The organism is Deltaproteobacteria bacterium, assembly GCA_019912665.1.
In the GTDB taxonomy this organism is placed as follows: domain Bacteria; phylum Desulfobacterota; class GWC2-55-46; order GWC2-55-46; family GWC2-55-46; genus UBA5799.
The window spans coordinates 36,293-52,351 of the sequence record JAIOIE010000022.1; the positions used below are offsets into that span (position 1 = coordinate 36,293).

At 57.1% G+C, this 16,059-nt stretch carries 17 protein-coding genes; 10 read left to right on the top strand and 7 right to left on the bottom strand.

Annotation, left to right across the window (positions count from 1 at the left end; all coding sequences use genetic code 11):
* Positions 1-1,029, bottom strand: coding sequence for a tetratricopeptide repeat protein (locus tag K8I01_11730; protein ID MBZ0221087.1), 1,029 nt, complete (start codon positions 1,027-1,029; stop codon positions 1-3).
* A 105-nt stretch (positions 1,030-1,134) separates the two neighbouring features.
* On the opposite strand from K8I01_11730, the gene K8I01_11735 reads away from it, so the two are divergent.
* Both K8I01_11735 and K8I01_11740 read left to right on the top strand, forming a co-directional pair.
* Positions 1,135-2,868 carry an NAD+ synthase gene (locus tag K8I01_11735; protein ID MBZ0221088.1) on the top strand — a complete coding sequence of 578 codons (1,734 nt, stop codon included), beginning with the start codon at positions 1,135-1,137 and terminating at the stop codon, positions 2,866-2,868.
* The gene (locus K8I01_11740; protein MBZ0221089.1) at positions 2,849-4,192 is read left to right on the top strand and encodes a glycerate kinase; all 1,344 of its coding nucleotides are present in this window, start codon (positions 2,849-2,851) and stop codon (positions 4,190-4,192) included. Before K8I01_11735 ends, K8I01_11740 begins: the two co-directional genes overlap by 20 nt.
* An 8-nt stretch (positions 4,193-4,200) precedes the next feature.
* Here the strand turns inward: K8I01_11740 and K8I01_11745 are convergent, their stop codons facing one another.
* Together K8I01_11745 and K8I01_11750 are read right to left on the bottom strand one after the other, a co-directional pair.
* Positions 4,201-5,553 carry a hypothetical protein gene (locus tag K8I01_11745; GenBank protein MBZ0221090.1) on the bottom strand — a complete coding sequence of 451 codons (1,353 nt, stop codon included), beginning with the start codon at positions 5,551-5,553 and terminating at the stop codon, positions 4,201-4,203.
* Positions 5,554-5,667: 114 nt separating this feature from the next.
* Positions 5,668-6,609 carry a TonB family protein gene (locus K8I01_11750; protein ID MBZ0221091.1) on the bottom strand — a complete coding sequence of 314 codons (942 nt, stop codon included), beginning with the start codon at positions 6,607-6,609 and terminating at the stop codon, positions 5,668-5,670.
* A gap of 135 nt (positions 6,610-6,744) precedes the next feature.
* Here K8I01_11750 and tatA point away from each other — a divergent pair, with 135 nt between their 5' ends.
* Positions 6,745-6,927, top strand: a complete 183-nt coding sequence (tatA, locus tag K8I01_11755) for a twin-arginine translocase TatA/TatE family subunit (protein MBZ0221092.1) — start codon at positions 6,745-6,747, stop codon at positions 6,925-6,927.
* Between the two features lie 88 nt (positions 6,928-7,015).
* Here the strand turns inward: tatA and K8I01_11760 are convergent, their stop codons facing one another.
* Together K8I01_11760 and K8I01_11765 are read right to left on the bottom strand one after the other, a co-directional pair.
* Positions 7,016-7,759 (bottom strand): hypothetical protein, encoded by a 744-nt coding sequence (locus K8I01_11760; protein MBZ0221093.1) that lies wholly within the window; start codon positions 7,757-7,759, stop codon positions 7,016-7,018.
* An 18-nt stretch (positions 7,760-7,777) separates the two neighbouring features.
* The gene (locus K8I01_11765; protein MBZ0221094.1) at positions 7,778-9,106 is read right to left on the bottom strand and encodes a zinc-ribbon domain-containing protein; all 1,329 of its coding nucleotides are present in this window, start codon (positions 9,104-9,106) and stop codon (positions 7,778-7,780) included.
* 133 nt (positions 9,107-9,239) lie between these two features.
* On the opposite strand from K8I01_11765, the gene K8I01_11770 reads away from it, so the two are divergent.
* The 4 genes from K8I01_11770 to K8I01_11785 all read left to right on the top strand — a co-directional run bounded on the left by K8I01_11770 (position 9,240) and on the right by K8I01_11785 (position 12,347).
* The gene (locus K8I01_11770) at positions 9,240-9,788 is read left to right on the top strand and encodes a hypoxanthine phosphoribosyltransferase (protein MBZ0221095.1); all 549 of its coding nucleotides are present in this window, start codon (positions 9,240-9,242) and stop codon (positions 9,786-9,788) included.
* Positions 9,764-11,320 (top strand): AAA family ATPase, encoded by a 1,557-nt coding sequence (locus K8I01_11775; protein MBZ0221096.1) that lies wholly within the window; start codon positions 9,764-9,766, stop codon positions 11,318-11,320. Before K8I01_11770 ends, K8I01_11775 begins: the two co-directional genes overlap by 25 nt.
* A 33-nt stretch (positions 11,321-11,353) precedes the next feature.
* On the top strand, positions 11,354-12,043 hold the full coding sequence (gene queC, locus K8I01_11780) for a 7-cyano-7-deazaguanine synthase QueC (GenBank protein MBZ0221097.1): 690 nt from the start codon (positions 11,354-11,356) through the stop codon (positions 12,041-12,043).
* Positions 12,044-12,203: 160 nt separating this feature from the next.
* Positions 12,204-12,347 carry a hypothetical protein gene (locus tag K8I01_11785; protein ID MBZ0221098.1) on the top strand — a complete coding sequence of 48 codons (144 nt, stop codon included), beginning with the start codon at positions 12,204-12,206 and terminating at the stop codon, positions 12,345-12,347.
* A 150-nt stretch (positions 12,348-12,497) separates the two neighbouring features.
* Here the strand turns inward: K8I01_11785 and K8I01_11790 are convergent, their stop codons facing one another.
* Positions 12,498-13,064 carry a Slp family lipoprotein gene (locus K8I01_11790; GenBank protein MBZ0221099.1) on the bottom strand — a complete coding sequence of 189 codons (567 nt, stop codon included), beginning with the start codon at positions 13,062-13,064 and terminating at the stop codon, positions 12,498-12,500.
* 33 nt (positions 13,065-13,097) lie between these two features.
* Between K8I01_11790 and K8I01_11795 the strand changes: the two genes are divergently transcribed.
* A complete protein-coding gene (locus K8I01_11795; GenBank protein ID MBZ0221100.1) occupies positions 13,098-14,252 on the top strand; it encodes a deoxyguanosinetriphosphate triphosphohydrolase in 1,155 nt (384 codons plus the stop codon).
* On the opposite strand, the gene K8I01_11800 is transcribed toward K8I01_11795, so the two are convergent.
* On the bottom strand, positions 14,249-15,016 hold the full coding sequence (locus tag K8I01_11800; GenBank protein MBZ0221101.1) for a restriction endonuclease: 768 nt from the start codon (positions 15,014-15,016) through the stop codon (positions 14,249-14,251). The genes K8I01_11795 and K8I01_11800 overlap by 4 nt on opposite strands.
* Before the next feature lie 120 nt (positions 15,017-15,136).
* On the opposite strand from K8I01_11800, the gene K8I01_11805 reads away from it, so the two are divergent.
* Together K8I01_11805 and K8I01_11810 are read left to right on the top strand one after the other, a co-directional pair.
* Positions 15,137-15,391 carry a hypothetical protein gene (locus tag K8I01_11805; GenBank protein ID MBZ0221102.1) on the top strand — a complete coding sequence of 85 codons (255 nt, stop codon included), beginning with the start codon at positions 15,137-15,139 and terminating at the stop codon, positions 15,389-15,391.
* 42 nt (positions 15,392-15,433) lie between these two features.
* A complete protein-coding gene (locus K8I01_11810) occupies positions 15,434-15,727 on the top strand; it encodes a hydrogenase maturation nickel metallochaperone HypA (protein MBZ0221103.1) in 294 nt (97 codons plus the stop codon).
* The last annotated feature ends 332 nt before the right edge of the window (positions 15,728-16,059 follow it).

Below are 16,059 nucleotides of genomic sequence, written 5' to 3' on the forward strand. Positions count from 1 at the left end.
CTACGCAAGGTTAAGGGGTATTGCCCCCGGCTCCTTCCTTCCGGTCTCCATAAGTGATTTGGCGTAGCGCGACTCCACCCCGAGGCCGAGGGCTTCGGCCCTCTTAAGGGCAGTGCTGAATGCGCGCATGCCCTTTTTGGGATCTTTCATGAAATCAAGCTCTCCTATGGAGATGAGGCAATAGATAAGCCCCCTCCTGTCCTTCGTTTCCTTGAATAGCGACCGGGCCTCCTCGAAATCCTTAAGCGCTTCCCTGTCTTTTCCGAGCATCTGTAGGGCTGTTCCCTCGCCCCATAGCGTGTAGGCATAGCTCACCTTGTCGCCGATCTTTTTATAGTTCTCCCTGGCCTTCTTGAAGAACTTTAGCGACCCCTTGAAGTCCCCGTTCATGCGCATGGAATTGGCTATCCCGCAGTAAGAGTAGGCAATCCCGAAGGTATCCCTGAGCTCTCTGAAAAGGGCGTTCGCCTCGCTATAGTACCTGTATGATGCCTTGTAGTCGCCCGATACCCTCGAAGCCCCGCCGAGACCGGTAAGGCAGTAGCCGACCCCGCTCTTGTCCTTGAGGCGCGTAAATCCCTTTCTGGCCTCCTTGAAGCCGGAGATCGCGGCCTTGAGGTCGCCCTTTAAGCGGAGCGCCCCTGCCCTTGCCCAGAGCGTGAACGCGGCCCCTGCCCTGTCGCCAAGTTTCTCGTAGGCCTTGAGCGCCCTGTTGAATATGGCAAGCGACTCTTTCACCTCGCCCGTTGCGCGAAGGCTCAGGCCAAGCCCCACCATCGCATCCAGAGCCCTTTCCTCGTCCCCGAGGGCAAGGAGGAGCTTCCGCGACTCGGCATAGCACCTCCCCGATTTTGTGAACTCGCCGACCATCCTATAGGTGTCGCCGAGGGAGAAGTAGCATGCGCTCTTGAGCTCGTCGTCGAGCCCGGCCAGCCTCCTGGCCTCGAGATACAGTGGGATGGCCTCCAGGAACCTGGAGAGAGACCTTTTCCGCTCCGCCTTGTCGAATATGGAATACGGGTTGCTCATCGGAATGGTGATTATAGACCTCCGGGGCGCGATTGTAAAGTAGAGAGCGCCCGCGGCCCATCCTTCTCCTTTACACGGAAAACCCCTTTTGATAATCTTCTACCCATGCGAAATCTCAGGCTCGCCATGGCCCAGATAAACCCGGTGGTAGGGGATATCAGAGGCAACGCCAAAAAGATCATATCCTATGCTGAAAAGGCCAGAAAGGCCGGGGCAGCGCTTGTCCTATTCCCGGAGCTCGCCCTTACCGGCTATCCGCCGGAGGACCTCCTTTTGAAGCCCGGCTTTATAGACGATAATCTCAATGCCCTCCAGGGCATTGCAGGAAAGATGCGGGGCATAACCGCCGTTGTCGGCTTCGTGGACAGGGAGGCCGGGCTATACAATGCCGCTGCCCTGGTGCACAAAGGGGCGATCGCGGCCGTTTACCACAAGATGCATCTCCCGAACTACGGCGTCTTCGACGAGGAGCGCTATTTCCGGGCCGGGAAGGTCCCTTTGAACTTCGTCCTCAACGGCATAACCTTCGGCCTCGAGATATGCGAGGACATCTGGTTCCCGGAGGGGCCGGCGCGGGCGCAGGCGCTCGCAGGCGCAGAGGTCATCGTGAACATAAACGCCTCTCCGTACCACATGGGAAAGCCGCTCATAAGGGAGGAGCTTTTACGGGCCCGCTCAACCGACAACACGGCCATCATAGCGTACAATAATACTGTCGGCGGACAGGACGAGCTCGTCTTTGACGGCGCCGGAATGGTCGTAAACGAGAGAGGCGAGGTCATCGCAAGGGGGAAGCCATTTCAAGAGGACCTCATAATAACCGACCTGGACGCGGACTCGGTATCAAGGACCCGCCTTGAACGCAAGAAACGGATTAAGGCCGCGAAGAGGGACGTGCCCGGCGTGAGGACCATTGACCTCGGAACTGTCCAGGCCAAAGGAGCGCTCCCCGGCCTGCCGAAACGGAAGTCCTTGATACTCGAAGAAAAGGAGGAGGTCCTCAAGGCGCTCGTACTCGGCACCCGGGATTATCTCCAAAAAAACGGGTTCAGGCACGCTGTCATCGGCTTAAGCGGCGGCATAGACTCCTCTCTCGTTGCCTGCGTTGCGGGACTAGCGCTCGGAAAAGAGAACGTAACGGGCGTTCTCATGCCTTCGAGGTATACTTCCAGGGAGAGCATAGAGGATGCGACATTACTTGCCCGGAACATAGGGATGAAAACCCTTACCATTTCGATAGAGAAGCCCTTCAAGGCCTATCTCGAGACCATGAGGGACGCCTTCAATGGGACGAGGCCCAATGAGGCAGAGGAGAACATGCAGGCCAGGATACGGGGGAACATCCTCATGGCCTTGAGCAACAAGTTCGGCTGGCTTGTTCTTACGACCGGAAATAAGAGCGAGATGAGTGTGGGCTACTCGACCCTCTACGGCGACATGGCAGGGGGGTTCGCTGTCATAAAGGACCTTCCGAAGACACTCGTATACAAAGTATCACAGAGGATAAACGAGCTCGAAGGGAGGGAGGTCATCCCTGAGCGGGTCTTTACGAAAGTCCCTACGGCGGAGCTAAGGCCCAACCAGACCGACCAGGACACCCTCCCGCCTTATGACGTGCTCGACAGGATTTTAAAGGCCTATGTTGAAGATGACAGGTCTATAGAGGAAATAGCGGCGTTTGGCTTCAAAAGGGAGCTTGTAAGGAAGGTGGCCCGCATGGTCGACCGTAGCGAATACAAGAGGCGGCAGGCGCCCCCCGGAATAAAGATAACCCCGAGGGCACTCGGAAAGGACAGGCGCATGCCCATAACGAACCGCTATGAAAACGGCGGCAGATAGGAAGGCCTCCCTCCGGAAGATCTTCGAGGCGGCTGTAAATGCCGCCTCGCCCTATGCGGCGGTCCGTGCAAACCTCCGTCTCGTCCGTTCACCTGAAAAATCAGTCCTCAAAGTAAAAAATGCGTCCGTAGGCCTCAAAAAAGGCGGCAGGGTCTTTGTCATCGGAGCGGGCAAGGGCGCGCCGTCAATGGCCCGGGCAGTGGAAGGCTTGCTCGGTAACAGGATATCCGGCGGTCTCGTCGTGACCAAGTACGGCCACTCGCTTCCGCTTAAGCGGATAGAGGTCATGGAGGCGGGCCATCCCATACCGGACCGTAATGGCCTTTTAGCGGCCGAGAGGATGATAAAGACGGCTGAAGGGGCAGGCGAGGACGACCTGGTCATATTCCTCCTTACCGGGGGCGCCTCGGCCCTGCTCCCGGCCCCGGCAGATGGGATTACGCTAAAGGAGAAGCAGGCCATATCGAGGCTCCTCATAAATTCCGGGGCCTCGATAAACGAGATAAACGCGGTAAGGAAGCACCTTTCAAGGCTAAAGGGCGGCCGCCTCGCGGAGCTCGCATGGCCCGCGCGCGTACTTACGCTTATCGTTTCGGATGTCGTAGGTAACGACCTCTCTTCCATCGGCTCGGGGCCGACCGCGCCCGACCCCTCGACGTTCGAGGACTGTATCCGAATAATCGGGAAATACGGCCTTTCAGCGAGAGTACCTGCAAAGGCGCTTAAGCTCCTCAGTAGCGGCGTAAAAAGGAATGCTGCCGAAACGCCCAAGCCCGGACACAGGGCCTTCGCCCGGACCGCTAATATCATCCTGGCCGATAACTTTACCGCCCTTCTGGCGGCAAAAGAGAAGGCCGCCTCATTGGGCTTCCGCCCCATAATACTTTCATCGGCAGTGACCGGCAATACACGCGAAGCGGCCCGGCTCTTCTCGTCGGTGCTCATGGAGATAAGGAGGTCCGGTAACCCCGTAAGGCCGCCTGCCTGCGTGCTCATGGGCGGGGAGACGACCCTCAGGGTGGCCGGAAAAGGAAAGGGCGGAAGGAACCAGGAGTTTGCCCTTTGCGCGGCCCTCGCACTTGGCGGAGAGGAGGGCATATCGATCCTCTCCGCAGGAACGGACGGCACGGACGGCCCGACCGACGCGGCAGGGGCCTTTGCCTTGCCAGACACGCTCAGGAAGGCTTCGGTCCTCGGCCTTGATGCGTCGGGCTTCCTCTCCCGGAACGATTCCTATAATTTCTTCAAGCCGATCGGCGGCCTTTTCATGACCGGCCCGACCGGCACGAACGTAATGGACATCGCAATCGGAATTTCGGAATAGGACAAGGGTCAGGAGATGGAGAGTGCCTTCCTGAATACGGCTTCCGGAAGGTCGAGAAGTTTAAGGAAAAGCTCTTTCCAGCTGAAGTAGTCGGCGTAGGGTATCATCTCGGAAAGATACGCCAGCATCATTACCATGTTCCACGCTGAAAGGAGGACTGCCGCGCCTATTCCCCAGGCAAGGAGCCCTTTCCTATCGAGCTTCTCAAAGAAAGCCGCGAGCCCGATGATGAAGATAGGCAGGGAACTTATGAATGCCCTGTGACCGAAGGAATGCCCGAACCACCACATGAACCACGAGGCGTTCACGTATAGCTGCAGGAGAAATGCTATTAAAAGGAGCGTTCCCGGCCGCCTCTCATACTTGATAAAGAAGCCGACCCCTATCAAAGCAAGGATTATTACGGGGTTCCAGCTCAAGAGCCCGTGCTTTGAGGAGAAAAGGACTTCGATTATCTTCGGCGAGGCCGCATAGATGAAGGACTCGCCGCCATATGAGTAGACGAGGAAAGAGCCGAATATGAGCTTCCACACAAGTGCCTGCGCAATAGCCGCCGGAACAAGCCCGGCGACGAACGGGAAAAGGCCCCTGGCCGTCAGAAACCAGGGAAGCCTCCTCTCTTTAATGAAACCGATAACTCCGTCGACGAGCGGCACCATGAGAAATACCGCGTCCTGCTGCCTCGTTATCACCATCAGCCCGGCGGAAAGCCCCATCACGAAAAAAGCCCTCTTTCCGCCCTCCCCCTCTCTCGTAACGCTCCACATGTAGAAAAAGAGCGCCGCCGCGAAGAACGAGACCAGGTGCGACATGAACGGCTCCCTGATGAAATAGTATACGAGATTGGAGGCCAGGAAGATGGAGGCCGCCGAAAGGAAAGAGACCGCTTCGGGGTAGTACCTCCTCGCGAGCCTGTACGAGATAAGTAGACCAAAATACCCGTAAAAGATGCTCCCGAGTGAGAACGATAGCTGATAGGGGATGGAATACCCGGAACTGTCGAGGCCGGACCCGAGCGCGTTCAGAGCGAGGACGGCCATGTGGGTTAAAGCATAAAAGGGGAGGACCGCGAGCGGAAGGCCTATTGAATACTTGTTCGCCGGGAGCCCCGCGGGCGTCAGGCGGAAATCCTTGATACCGAGCCGCTCGTATTCGTTCAGAAGGTCCATGTCCCTGTCGATGACCGCCGACCTGGCGTAAGAGAAATAATGCCCGTCGTCGCTATTCCGGATTATCTCCATCCGGGAGTCGACGACAAGGACAAGCAAAAGAAAGACAACGGCGCTCGCAAGCACAATGAGTGCGAAAGCTGAGGCCCGGCGCGGGTATGTCCTTATGGTCTCTTCTGAAGTATATGCCATCAATTAAGGAAGGAACGGATCTGGCTTTTTTGGATTCTCTTTCTGAATCGGCATCTTATCTTTTCGGGCTGGTCTTTTCAAGGCCGGAGGGGAGCGGTGGGCTGTAGTCCCGAACTAACCGCCTCCTCTCGGCGCGACGATATGGTACTGGAACTGCCCTTTTATATTCAAGTCCTCGACAGTGAAATTCGCCGGAAAGGGCGGGAACGGTGCCGCAAGCCTTATGGCGGTAATTGCCGCATCGTCGAGCATGGGGTAGCCCGAGGACCTCTCCATGCGCACCCCTGATACGGTGCCGTCCCGGTTTATCGTGAAGTTTATGAAGAGGCTCCCTTGCCAGCCGTTACGCGCTGCCAGGGCCGGGTAGTCCCAGTAGAACTCTATCTTCCTCTTCATGTCCAGCAGATACTTCTGGTATTTGAGCTCTGCCGTGTTGAGCTGCAGGGTCTTGCCCGTCTCCTTCTCATGGGTCCCGGCCTCGTAGTTTCTGGTAAGCTCGGCTATCCTTTCATCAGAGGGGAAGAGGCTCGGCCTTTTCTGTTCCTCCTGCAATATGCGCGGCTCTGCTTGTGCTCCCGGCGAAGCCGGCCCGGTCCGGATCGGTTCGTCAACGGGGGACCTTGGTTCCTTACTGGCGGTCCCGGCGCTTGGCCCGGATTTTTCTCTTTCGGTCTCTCCGGAACCGGACAGGGGGGGCGCTTTTCGGGCCTCTCCGGCTTCCTCCAATGACGGCTCGATCCGGGGCATTGCCGGACGGGCTCTTTGCGCCATCTGACTGGGCGGGGCAGGGGGAGGCACGGTCTCCTTTTTTACGCTCTGGTCTTTATCCGCAAAGACCGAAGGCGGCTTTTTTGCCGGCGAGATGTTATCAGGCTCTGCCTTGGGCGCCTCGGCTACAGGGATGCTCCTCTTCTCCTCTCCGGGACGCGGCGGATCCAGTATCTCGACAGGTATGGGGGCGCGGGCCTCTTTTCTCCGGACGGCATCTTCAGGCAGAAGTGTGGACGCCCAAAGCGCCAGGAAGTGCAAGAGCACGGAAAGCGCAAGGAAAATCAAAAAGGTACGCGATATGCGGCCTTGGGGGCCCGGGAAGGTTTCGGTTGACATGCACCTGTATTTCTGTCAGAATTTCAAGTGGGTTGACTTAAAAAGCGCCTATCCGTATTTTACACATTAGAGCGGGGTAATACAATGTTCGGGCTCGGCACAACAGAGCTTATATTCATACTGGTCATCATCCTCGTCATCTTCGGGGCCGGAAAGCTCCCGGAGATAGGCTCTGGCCTTGGCAAGGCCATAAAAAATTTCAAGAGGTCTTCAAGCGAAACCGACCTGGACGCCGCGCCAAGGGACGAAAAGGAACGCCTGAAGTAGTCCTCCTCCGGCCGTACAGCCGTAACCTCCCGGTCCTCACAATCCCTGTCTGCCTTTTTCCGGTTTCTCAAAACCAGACAACTTCGTATTAGCCTTTCTCTTTTTTCTTCAAAAGATCCCTTGCCGCCTCTTTAAGCTCCGGGTGCAATGTATTGTCCTCGGCTATTTCCTTGAGGTCCTGGGCAAGGAGCCCCTCGATAAGGGCCATGGAGACCCTCGGAAAGGCATAAGGATTTCTCGATACGGCCTTCATGACCTCGTACCTCCCGGACCATTTACTGTGGAGGGCGATGAGCTTAAGTACATGGGGCGAGTTTGGCCGCTTGGAGGCGATCTTCAAAACCTCCCTTGCGGTTATCCTGGTGTTATTGAGGAGGTTCGTTACTATGACAGGGTCCGGGTCGGTAAGGAGTTTCTCGATGTCCTTGTAGCGGTGCGATTTTGAGAGGCTTCTCCGCTCGCCTAACGTGAGGTGGCCGGTTTTGACGAACTCCTCTTCCTCATAGCCGCTCACCCCGTCCCTGAAGGGCTCGAAATCGTTAAAGAGCCTCTCTACCCTTGAAAGGCCAAGCCTGAGGGCCGCGAGGTAAATGGAATCGGAGACACGGCCAAGGGCGCTCCCGAGCGCGTCATGGTCCACCATCATGGCGCGGACTATCGACACGCCCGCATCGCGGGGGTCCATCCCGTAGATTATCTCGATGAGGTTGGCGGCGTCCTCGGGAGGGAGGGCGGCCAGGGTCCTTGCTAACAGCCCGAGCCTCATCCTCTTCTCGGGCAGGGCCGAAAGTCCGGAAAGGAGATTCTCTGCTATGCCCTCAAGGCGTCGCATCGATTTCCCGAAGGGCGGTTACCTTACGATGTCTATGCCGTACTCGGCCACTCCCTCCGCCTCGGTAAAGACGACCATCACAGGCACCGTGCCCCTTGGCGGTATGATGCCGCCGGACGGGTCCTTGAAGGACTTGAGGAGGTCTTCCCTGGAGAGGCTCCCCACTTCCTCGAGCGATACCACCCTGCCGGGCGATACGGAGCGCGAGCCGAGTTTTTTGCCGCTCCGGTCGTAGATGGCCCCGGTTGCGGCCTTTATCTCCTGCGGCTCTTCGGTCAGGTTCCTTACGCGTGCCTGGATGACGAATATCCTGCCGACATTACTGTTCTCGGCGTAATAGCCCTCTATCGTCTCTATGCCTACGGTCTTTACCTTCGCCTCTCCGGGCGTAAGCGCCTCTGCAAGCTTGTCTATGGCCCCGGTGAAGTAAACGAGGCCGCCTCCTACAATAACTATGAGAACGGCTATCATCAGACCCAGTGATGCAGGGGGCTTACGCGCTCTGGCGCCTCCCCTCTCCCGCACCTCTTCCTCGCCGCTATCCTCAAAGGCCGGAAGGTCCTCCCTCGAAAGGTTCTGGGAGAGTATCTCCTTGAAATCGTCCCCGGCGGCTTTTTGCTGCTGAGCCTTCTCTGGGACAAGGGCCTCTTTGGCGTAGCCCGAGGCGGCAAAGGGTATCGCCTTTTCCCTGGCTGCCCCGGCCGCCTGCTGAGCCTCTGCCGCGAGCGCGCCCTGGAGGGAGGGGGCCGCCTCTCTATTTACGAGCTCAGGCGTTTCGAAGCTGAAGTTTATTTCGTCCTCGTCCTCTTTTACTTCTTCTTTTATTTCCTTTTTTTTCTCTTCAACATGGTCCTTTTCAGGGTCTTCGAAGCCGAAGCTGAAATCGTCCTTCTCATCCCCTAGGCCCCATTCATTTTTCTCTTCCCGGGCTCCGCCTTCGGGGCTGAACTCAAAGCCCTGGCCGCCTGGTGCTTCCCCGGAATCGTCTCCATCCGACCCGGCATCCGAACCGAGGCCGCCTTCAATCTCCGGGTCTTGTCCGGGCTCATGACGCGAAGGGGCTTCCCCCTCCGAGCCCTCCCTGAAGTCAAAGGCGAGGTTTTCTTTTTTTTCATCCTTGACGGGTTTACGGCCGGACTTATCCCGCCTCGGCCCTGCAGCATCAGCCGCCGTTTCGTCTGCCGCAGCCCCGAAGATATCCTCCAGTTGTATTTCCTCGACCGGCGGAGGGGGCGCGGCCATGAAGACGTTCTGGCATTTGGTGCACCGGACCCTTACACCCTTGCCGCTTATCCGTGAATCGTCCAGGCGGAACTTGGTCCCGCACCTGTCGCACTGTATTATCATTCTTCTCCCCTGCGTTTGAGGGTTAAGGTGTTTGTAAATATGTAGCACACCGGATAACCTCAATTCAAGTCCAACTCCGCCTTGACACGGGAGGGCCGTGATTATATGCTTAATTAAAATCCGGACCCCTGAGATGAACCTTAAGCCCTTTATCCCGCCACAAGGAATAAACGAAATAGTAGAGCGGCTCGCCCGTCAGATAAATTCCGATTACAGGGGCCGGACTCCCTTGCTCGTGGGCGTGCTCAAGGGCGCTTTTCTCTTCCTCTCGGATCTCGTGAGGAAACTCGAGGTGGGGCACGAGGTCGACTTCATCCAGACCGCCTGCTACGGGCACCGCGACACCCCGGCAGCGGACGTCCTGATCGTCCGGGACATAACCGCGGACTTGAGCGGGCGCGACGTGATAATAGTAGAGGACATCATAGACAGGGGGCACACCGCACAGGCGCTCATGAAGTACTTCTCCGACAGGGGCGCGGCCTCCATAAGGCTCTGCACGCTCCTTAAGCGCGAAGGCGGGGCCCCGGAGCTAAGGGCCGACTACATTGGAGCGGTCATTGGGCCCGGTTTTGTCGTCGGCTACGGGATGGATCACAAGGAAATGCTGAGGGGCCTTCCCGGCCTCTACACCATTCAAGATGATGAGGGGGAACCGTGGATGGACCTGCCCGGCTCATAGAGGGGCTTTTGAGGCCCGAGGCATTCCCTGAGCGCCCTTCGGAAATCGAACTCCGCCAGACCCACGTCTCGTATCTCCTGTTCACGCCGGATTTCGTCTACAAGATAAAAAAGCCCGTCGATTTCGGCTTCCTGGACTTTACCACCCTTGAGAAGCGCCGCTTCTTCTGCGAGGAGGAGGTGCGGCTAAATCGCCGGCTTGCGCCGGACGCATACCTCGGTGTCTCAGCCATTTCGGAGGAGGACGGCGCCTTTTTCATGGGCGGGCCAGGGAATGCGATCGAATACGCGGTCAAGATGAAAAGGCTCGATAATGGAAAGTGCCTCTCGACCCTCATCGCGTCGGACCGGGCTACACAAGAGACGGCAGCGCAGGTCGCGCGCGCCGTAGCCTCGTTCCACGCTGGAGCCGGCACGGACGCGCGTATATCCGGCTTCGGCTCGATAGAGTCCATAAGGAGGAATACCGGCGAGAACTTCTCACAGACCCTCCCCTTTATCGGCCGGACCGTTAGCCAAAGGCTCCACGATTTGATAAGGGACCATACCGAGGGCTTTCTCTCTTTCGAGGCCCCTCTCCTTGAGAGCCGGACAAGGAACGGCTTCATAAGGGACTGCCACGGCGACATACATTCCGAGCACGTCTTCATCGACAACGGCGTCCAGATAATCGACTGCATAGAGTTTAACGAGCGCTTCAGGTACTCGGACGTAATCGCAGATGCCGCCTTTCTCTCGATGGACCTCGATTTCCTCAACAGGCACGCCCTTTCCTCGGCCTTTGACGAAGCGTACTTTCACGAAACCGGCGACTACGAAGGCAGCCGCCTCATGGACTTCTACAGGTGCTACCGCGCGTTTGTCCGGGGCAAGGTCGAGGGCTTCAAGGCCTCCGAGCCGGAGGTCGGTGAGGCCGAGAGGGAAGCCTCCTTTCTCCGCGCCGCCTGCCATTTCCATCTTTCAGGGCTCTACGCATCCGGCGGGTTCAAGCCCATGCTCATTATAATCTCGGGCCTTTCCGGGACAGGAAAATCCTCGCTCGCGGCTCAAATAGCCTTGCATACCAATTTCGTCCACCTCTCTTCAGACGCTGTCAGGAAGGAGCTCGCCGGCCTTTCGCCTTACGAGAGAAGGACGGAGCCCTTTGGCCAGGGCATTTATTCCGAGGATTTCACCGAGAGGACTTACAAGGCGCTTATAAGTCGTGCTTCGGATCTGCTGGGGGAAGGGCGCTCCGTCATACTGGACGCGACCTTCGGGAAGCGGAAGCGCCTTCTGAAGGCCAGGGAGATGGCAGCCAGGAAGCGCGTTATCGTCAACACCGTCGAGTGCACTGCCCGGAATTCCACGATAAGGGAGCGCCTCCGGGGGAGGCTGGCCGAGCCGGGTAAGGCGGTCTCTGATGCGGACTGGGACATCTATCTCAGGCAGAAAGCCCTGTTCGAGCAGATATCCGGGCCTCACATCGTTTCCTGGGCAGAGGACCCCCTCCCGGAGCGGGTCAGGATGGTATTCTCCTCAATTTTCGGTTGAGCCGTCCAAGCCTTATGTGCTTTAATCTCCTGTATGGGCAAGGCGATAGTCCTCTTGAGCGGGGGCATGGACAGTACTGTAACGGCGGCCTGGGCCGCGAAAAAGGGCGAGTGCGCGTTCCTACATGTAAACTACGGCCAGAGGACCGAGGCCAGGGAGCTTAAGTCGTTTAACGCCATAGCCGATTTCTACGGCGTAACCGAAAGGCTCATCGTGGATATAAGCCACCTGAGGCTCATAGGCGGCTCGGCTTTGATCGACATGAACATCGACGTTCCGGGCGGTGAGCTTGAGAGGAAAGAGGTGCCAGCGACGTATGTACCGTTCAGGAACGCGCACCTGCTTTCAATAGCCGTCTCCTGGGCGGAGGTTACCGGGGCAGAGGAGATATACATCGGCGCGGTCGAGGAGGACGGCTCCGGCTACCCGGACTGCACGCTCGAGTTTTTCAAGGCGTTCGAGAGGGCGGCAAACCTCGGGACCAGGCCGGAAACGGAGATACGGATAGTCACCCCGTTGATAAGCCTCAGGAAATCAGAGATAGTAAAAAAGGGCGTCGAACTCGGGGCCCCGTTCAATCTCACATGGTCCTGCTACAGCGACGAGGAGGCTGCCTGCGGGGAGTGCGACTCGTGCCTTCTCCGGCTCCGGGGGTTCAGGGAGGCCGGGGTAACGGACCCGATACCCTATCGCGGAAGCATGAATGAACTACCCCGCAAGTAGCGGGGTATCTACAAACCTCCCCTCCCTTGACGGGAGGGGAGACGAGGGGAGGGTGAAATTCCTTCACCCCCTCCCAGCCCCCCATCAAGGGTGAAAAGTCAAAAACAAACGCGCTCCAAAGGGTGGGAATTCAAACCTTAAGAGATTAAAAGGGTAAACCATGACCTTCAAGGAATTCCTAAAGGTTAAAAAAGGGCTGGATACCGAAGGCAGGAACGTCTTCGAGTTCATGGACGATTATTACGACGAGTACATGGAGTTTTTAAGGGGCGTGAAGGACGGCTGCTCGCCGATAAAGGATTAGCAGTTTGCTTCAAAACAAAAGATCTCATGCAGTCCGCTCAAAAAGCTCAAGATGCAAGGAGTCGAAACATGAGCATGAGGCGTACTTTTCTTGTACGCCGGAGTGTCCAATTTTAAACGACACAGCAGATTGGGATTTTTCAGCAGATTGTCATGGGAAGAACGGATAAGGATAGAACGGCCGCCTCGGGCCGAAGGGGTAATAGGGACTGAAGGGATGAAACGGGCCATAGGGCCCGTACGGATAGAACGGCCCGTAGAAGTAGGGGTCCTGGTAAGGGTATCTTTCCTCGGTCGGGTCGAAGAGCCTGACCTCAATGGGTTCGAGGACCGGATAGGGATATTCCATCCTGCCTATCCTCCTCCTCTCGACAGCCCTTACAGTCCCGGCCACGGTTATCCGCTTGTCCTTGGAGTATATGTTGGTATCAAGGAACCCCGGTGACCGGACTATGAACCTGCCCTTTGAGGTTCCGTTACTGGGGCGCTCGTCAAACCCGAGGCTCGTCTCAAGCACCTCTATCTCGGTTACGTCTTCGAGGTTCTCGGCGCCGAGGATTATGCCGCCCCAGAGGACGTTCGAGCCGAGATAGCGATCCGGGTTGGCCTGGACCTGGTCGAGGGTTATGTCTTGGTCAACTGCCCTCAGGACGCCCCTGGGCATGACCGAACAACCCGCAAGCACCGCTACAGCCAGGATGAGGACGAGAGTTCTCATGCATTAATTCTATTATCTTCCGGGGAAAAGTCAATGGCCAAAGCTCAAAATCACATCGAGGCGGAATCCAGGAGGCTTCAGCCCTATGCGGCCTGGAGCGGCGCATCAAAAGGCAGGAGGCACGCGGAGGCCGAGCACCCCTTCAGGACCCCCTTCCAGAGGGACAGGGACAGGATAATCCACTCCCACGCCTTCAGGCGGCTCGAGTACAAAACCCAGGTATTCGTATACCATGAGGGGGACCACTACCGGACCAGGCTTACGCACACCATAGAGGTGGCACAGATATCCCGGACCATCGCCCGCGCCCTCGGCCTTAACGAAGACCTTGCCGAGGCCATAGCCCTCGCCCACGACCTCGGGCACCCGCCCTTCGGCCACACCGGCGAGGACGCGCTAAACCACCTGATGGAGGGGCACGGCGGCTTCGAGCACAACGGGCAGAGCCTCCGCATAGTCGAGGAGCTTGAGAGGAAGTACCCGGGCTTTAACGGCCTGAACCTCACCTATGAAGTGCGGGAAGGCATTGTGAAGCACTCCTCCGAGCACGACCGCCCCGGCTTAAATTCCGAATACGACGGCGGAAGCTCGGCCTCGCTCGAAGCCCAGATTGTGGACATAGCCGACGAGATAGCCTACAACAACCACGACATAGACGACGGCCTGTCTTCCGACATGATAGATATCGACTCCCTTAAGGAGGTCGCGCTCTGGAAGGAGCACTTTAACGAGGTTAAGGCCCTCTACCCCGGAGAGGACAGGAAGATACTCGTCTCACAGACCATCATAAGGATAATAAACGCGCAGGTCACGGACCTCGTGAATACGATCCTGAAGACCGTAGCCGACGAGGGCATAGGCTCTATTGAGGACGTGAGGGCGCGTCGGGCGAATATCGCGAGCTTCAGCCCGGAAATGGACGCGAGAAACCGGGAGCTTAAAAGATTCCTCAAAGCCAACCTCTACAACCACCACAGGGTCATACGGATGGCTGATAAGGCCCGGAGGATTCTAAGGAACCTCTTTACCGTCTACATGAGGGAGCCGAAGCTCCTGCCGCCGAAGACCTGCATGGAAATCGAGAAGCACGGCAAGGAAAGGGTGATCTGCGACTACATAGCGGGCATGACCGACAGGTTCGCGCTTGACGAGTTCAAGAAACTGTGGGACCCGTACGAGAGGGTTTAGAGAAGGACGTAACGCCCGTTTCCGATGAACCTCAAAACTCCCTTGTCCCTCAGAAGCTGCAGTTGCTGGCGTATTTTGGGCCTGATATGGCTGTTATAGGGGTGGAGCCCTGCAAGCTCACCTTCCCTTGAATACACCTCTTCGAGGCTGAATTCTTTTTTTCCCAAGTCCCTTACGATCTTAAGCACGTCCGCGGTCCAGCCCCGTAGCTCGCTTCTTTTTTCGAGCAGAAATCTGAACTTCCTGAACTCCCGCCTGACCCGGCCTTTGTTCATTGCCTGCCTATCTCTTATGACCGGGATCCTTCCGTCAGGCGGAAGCTGCTTAAGGACTATATTGCAGCCCACCCATCCCGCGCGGCGCGCGTTTTCCGAAAGGGGTCTTCTCGCCTCTATGCACGATTCGGAGAGGAAAAATCTGGGCACTATAATCAGGTTCTCCGCGCAGCGCTCCACCGGATGGTAATGCAGGAGGAGCAGGTTCGGAGCGCGGTTTTCCCGAATGGATTCGATCATCGGCTGATAAGCCGAATCCACGAACTTGTTTCCAAGCGGATTCCGCTGGCTCTTCAATTGATAGGTCTCTCCACAGGAGGCGCAAACATAATCGTGGACTTTCGTGTTGTCTTTCGAAGTAACGAGGGAAGAGCGCGAGCAGGAGGCGCAGAAAAGGTTCCGCCGCCCCCAATCCTCGGTAAGGACGCGGGCGATCTGCGAAGGGCTTTTATACCCCCTGGATTTACTTATGTCGAAGTACAGGTCCATTGGAACTCAGAATACAAAATCATCTCCATCATGACAAGCGGTTTTACAAACAGGCTCTTGAAGGGATTTTTGAAAAAGGTTATAAACGTGCAGGGCTCAAAAAACTTTCGGAGGTCCGGCATGAGGTCATTTATTTTCATAACGTCGGAAGGGTTTACATTTCAGCCCGGTTCTGATTCTGATGAGCCTGACATCGAAAATTGCCAAGTCATAGGCTTCGCGGACGGCATGGACATTGAGGACGCCTTCAGGAACCTCGTCCGCGAGAACGGATACCTGCTGGAGACATCATTCAATGAAATATCAGGTTATGAGATTATCCGGGGCGGCAAACATTTTTGTTTGAACGGCCTGAAGAAGTGTAGTATCCTTTAATGTAAGTTTTCCAATAGCTTATTTTCTTTTTCAGGAGGTCTTATGGGTGAAGGTTGCGGAAGTTGCGGGCCTGCCGGCGGCGGCCCGTTCTCTGAAGGTCTTGAGCTCGTGGAGTTCGTCTATCACGCGCACGGCGGCGGGGTAAGGAACGCCCCCATCCCGGACGGCGGCCTGAACGCCAAGTGCCAGGGGTGCGGCGAGGCCTTTACATTGAAGACCTTTGTCGGCAAGTGCCCCAAGTGCGGCGGCGTGCACGCGGTCTCTCCGCCGAGGTGCGACGACCCGGAGAACATCCAGTTCGCCGGGGTCGGCTACAAGCTCCCGCACGAAAGGTAATCCCCTTTCAAAGAGAAACCCCTCAGGCACTGAGGGGTTTTTTTTATTTGCCGGGCCCCGCCCGGCGGGAGTCCGCTTTTATCGGCGCGGATGCCAGGGACCGGAAAAAGCCGAAATTCCTAAAAACCTCCTTTCCACCCTTGTGCCGCCCTGATTTCGCTCTATTGCCAAAAAAGCCCTTTGGCCCGAATATCGGGTATGAAGCAAGCGCCCTCATCCAGGGCGGCCCTGCTTTTTGCCCCATCCGGGGCCCTATTGGGGTATAATAGGCCTTTGCTTTTTAATTGCCGTGACGCCCGTCGGAACCGATATGACCTCGCAGGCTGAGCCCG